We start from the raw sequence: 3,874 nt of genomic DNA, 5'->3' as shown, positions 1-3,874 counted from the left end.
TCTTTGCGGGCTCAAACCGCCGTCACCACTAGCTCCGCAGGACCGGCTTCGCACTAGTTTCGCGTCGCCGCCCCCGCCCGCGGAGCCCGGAGTCACCCGGTCCGCAGACAGACGGTTATTTCTGCGCGGGTGTCCGCTTTTCTTTCTTCATTGCCCAGTACGCCAAGATGACGTACCCAATCACCACCGGCACGGTCACGATGGCGAACAGCAGCCAGCGGGAAACGGTGGGGTAGGCCATGTGCAGCAGGGCGGTGCCGAATAGTTCGATGACTAACAGCAATGTGGACCAAAAAGTAAACCACGGTCGATCTTTCATCATGCTCACCTCGTCACCATTAGTATAAGCGGTCCTCATACCGGCAGCAACGATAACGGCTCAGTCGGCGACGGCCTTTCTCCCTGGCGCGACAACTGCCGGGCTGGCCGTTAGCGGAAAGTGGATGACGTCGTCAAACAGCGGCAGCGTCTCGGGGTGCACCGTGTGGGAAATCATGATCAGTGTCAGTTGCGGATTCGTGAGAAGCATGCGTTCGATGGCCACGGCATTGGCCGGGTCAACGGCGCTGGTGCCTTCGTCCAGCAGGATCACCGGGAAGTGTCGGAGTAGTCCGCGGGCCAAGGCCAGGCGCTGGAGCTGGCCGCCGGAGAGGTTGCTGCCGTGGGGGCCGACGGGTGTGGCCAGGAAGGCTGGGGCAGCGGCGGCGTTGGGAATCAAGGCGACGGCCAGCAGTACCTGGGTCAGTACGGCATCAGAATAATCGTCCAGCAAGGTTAAGTTCTCTCTCGCCGTCGTGTTCAGTGCTCCGGGCTGCTGACTGAGGTACAGGACATGCTGCTGCAGCGTACCCGCGGGCAGCTGGCGATAATCCTGCCCCCGAAATGACAACGTGCCGGTGTAACTATCGTCATACCCGGCCAGCAGTTTCAGCAAGGTGGACTTACCGCTGCCTGAGGGGCCTGTAATCAGGTATTTCTTTCCAGCTGTGAATTGCAGGGTCACGTCGGTCAGCACCGGTGCCTGGCCATAACGGTAGGTCACGTTCGCCAGAGTGAACACCGTCTGCGTTACGCGGGTCAATGAGTGTTGCACCCGAGCAGTACTGGGTGGTTCCGAAAACGCGGTTTTTGCGTTTTCCAGTTTGGCAAAGATGGGCTTGGTACCGCGGATCATGCCGAGAAAGTTGCTCATATTGCCCAGGTTGTTGAAGACGTTGCCGGCCAGGGACCCGGTGGCGCTGATGGTGCCAATGGTCACGATGTGCAGGAGAGCGAGGATGCCGCTGAGACCAATGATCAGCACCTGGGCGATGACGTTGCCCAGCAAGCCGGTCGCTTGAACGGCCGCCTGGATCCTGGTCTGACCGACATTTGCTTGTTTCAGTGTCTGGGAAGCCGTGACGATTCGGTCCCGGATCAGCCGCAGCGCGTGATAAGGAAGCAGGAAGTCGAAGCTGCTCAAGGCATCTTCGGTATGGGAGACGAAGGCTTCATTTTCCCGCGTCAGGGTCAGGTTCCGGCTGGCCAGACGGCGGTCGAAGATCTTTGGGGCGGCAACGATGACCACAGCCATGACGGCCCCCACCGCGGCTAAGCTCCAGTGATAATAGGCGAGCATGGCCAGTGCGAACAGCGTGCCCCAGACCTCGCTGATGACGGGGAACAGTGCTGCCAGCCCTTGGGTATTGATCAGCTGGATGTCGTTGTTGAACCACGAGACATAAGTCCCCAGAGTCTGGCGGTGGAAGGCCGCGTAGTCGGTCGCCGCCAACCGGTCGGTGAGCCGGGCGCGAATCTGGATGTCCACGTTCTGGGTGATGGCCGCTTGGTAGACGGCCAGTAAGTACTCGCCCCCAGCTACGCCCATCCAGATCAGCATCAAGCAGACGGTGTTGGTGAGAAAGGCGCGGGCACTGCCCCGGACCAAGGCATCCAGCATCCGGCCGTTGAAGACCGACGCCGAGACAGTCAAGGCTTGCACGATGGCGGCCCCCAGGATATACAGGATTAATTGTTTTCGGACTGCTTGCAGATAGCGCCGCATTGGGCATCCCCCATTTCTTAAATTCAGTATAGGGGCTTGCGTTGGCGGATCAGCGGGGTAAAATGTGGACAATAGTGCACATGGGAGGGGCAAGTCAATGGTGATGATTGGGCAGGTGGTGCGCCAGATTCGGCGCAGCAAAGGCTATACCCAGAAGGAAATCTACACGGGTGTCGTCTCGCGGTCCTTTGCCATCCGCTTCGAAGCGGGCGGCCACGACATGACCGCAGAGAAGCTGTTTGCTGTGCTGGATAATCTGAATATCAGCGTGGACGAGTTCCGCTTCATCGCGGCGGGGTACCAAGAGACGCCGGCGGTGCAGCTGCGGGACGCGGTGGACCAGGCTTACCACGCCCAGGATTTCGCTGCAGTCCACCGTTTGGCCGAGACCGCCGAGCACAGTGCGGATCCGGCCCAGCGTCACGTGGCTGGCCTGGCCCGATTGATGCTGGGAGCGTATGACGGCCGGTTGGGCAAGCCGACGCCGGTGATCGAGAATTATGCCGCTTACCTGCTGACGACGAAGCAGTGGACGCTGACTGAGATTCGGCTCGCCCCGATGCTCTTGGCACTGTACGACAAGCCTGGGCAGAACGCCGCGACGGCCCAGATCACCGCCCGGATGACCGCCAGCTGTGCCCGCTACCTTTCTCCCCACGCTGATCCCTTCCGCGTCTACGATGCGCTGGTGGACTACGACCTGGTACTCTTCCAAATTCAACTGGACGAGTACCGCGAGATGGCTGCGGCCCGGCGGATGCGCGCCACCATCCAGGCCATACCGGAAGTCTTGCTCAGTGCGGAGGCCTTGACCGCCCGTACCTTGATCCTCGGCCTGTGGGAATGGTACTTCGGTGACTGGCAGAAAGGCGATGCGTATATCGCCCAGGTCCAGGCGTTCTTAGACATGCGCACCGCGGCGCCGGACCGGATCACGCCGGCTATCATCCGCGTCCGCCGGGAACGGGCCCAGCACTATCGCCATTCCGGGCGCGGCGAGGCCTAATCGTTGCCTTTCTCACAACTGCTATACTACAATGAAGAGGCAAGAAAACGGGTACACGAAACGAGGAGCGAACGCGATGACAGTAGTGAATCAACAAGACGAAGCCTATGACGGGCTCAAAAAGATGGTCTTGACCATGCAGCTGAAGCCCGGGGAGAAGATCGATAAGCACCGGTTGGAGGATAAGCTGGGCATCGGTATCACCCCCATTCGGGAGGCTATCATTCGCCTGCGCCGGGAGGGCTTATTCGACGTGGTCGCTCAAAGCGGCACCTATGTGGCCAAGATTGACCTGAACATTCTGGCGGAGGGCCGGTATGCGCGGATGAATATCGAGCGCAGCGTGACGGCTGACGCCGTGCCGCTGCTGACGGCGGACCAGATTGACGACTTGGAGCGGCTGCTGCAGATGCAGGGGCTCTATTTGCGGGCCGGGGACTACGACAAGTTCTTCCGGGCGGATGAGGACTTCCATGAGCTGTTTTACAAAGCCACCGACAAAGAGTTCCTGTGGAATTGGCTGCGGTTGTTGAACCTGCAGTTTGACCGGTTCCGCTACTTGCGTCTCGAACTGCCGGGACTGGAATGGGACAATATCTTGCGGCAGCACAAAGAAATCGTCGCTCGCGCCAAGGCTGGCGATGCGCAAGGGGCGGCGGCGGTGATCGTGGACCATCTGCACATGGTGGATGATGATGTGAAGCCGGTGCTGGCGGCCTATCCGGAATACTTTGAGAAAGCGAAGAAGCAGACAGAAGATTCCGCGGTGTTGTAGTATCGCGGGAGAAAACGGGACTGGGACAAAATTCATATTCCGCGACATG

Annotated in this window: 4 protein-coding genes; 2 read left to right on the top strand and 2 right to left on the bottom strand. The window is 59.9% G+C overall.

The window, feature by feature from the left end; genetic code table 11:
* Window positions 1-115: 115 nt before the first annotated feature.
* A complete protein-coding gene (locus L248_RS07310; RefSeq protein ID WP_022529514.1) occupies window positions 116-322 on the bottom strand; it encodes a hypothetical protein in 207 nt (68 codons plus the stop codon).
* 57 nt (window positions 323-379) lie between these two features.
* Entirely contained in the window at window positions 380-2,044 is a 1,665-nt protein-coding gene (locus tag L248_RS07305; protein WP_022529513.1) for an ATP-binding cassette domain-containing protein, read from the bottom strand.
* A 97-nt stretch (window positions 2,045-2,141) separates the two neighbouring features.
* Between L248_RS07305 and L248_RS07300 the strand changes: the two genes are divergently transcribed.
* Entirely contained in the window at window positions 2,142-3,050 is a 909-nt protein-coding gene (locus L248_RS07300) for a helix-turn-helix domain-containing protein (RefSeq protein ID WP_022529512.1), read from the top strand.
* A 76-nt stretch (window positions 3,051-3,126) separates the two neighbouring features.
* The gene (locus tag L248_RS07295; protein WP_040535472.1) at window positions 3,127-3,825 is read left to right on the top strand and encodes a GntR family transcriptional regulator; all 699 of its coding nucleotides are present in this window, start codon (window positions 3,127-3,129) and stop codon (window positions 3,823-3,825) included.
* Window positions 3,826-3,874 lie beyond the last annotated feature (49 nt).

Origin of the sequence: Schleiferilactobacillus shenzhenensis LY-73, from assembly GCF_000469325.1 — a bacterium.
Classification (GTDB): domain Bacteria; phylum Bacillota; class Bacilli; order Lactobacillales; family Lactobacillaceae; genus Schleiferilactobacillus; species Schleiferilactobacillus shenzhenensis.
Note: the sequence above shows the minus strand (reverse complement) of the source record. Positions and strands in the feature narration are given on the sequence as shown.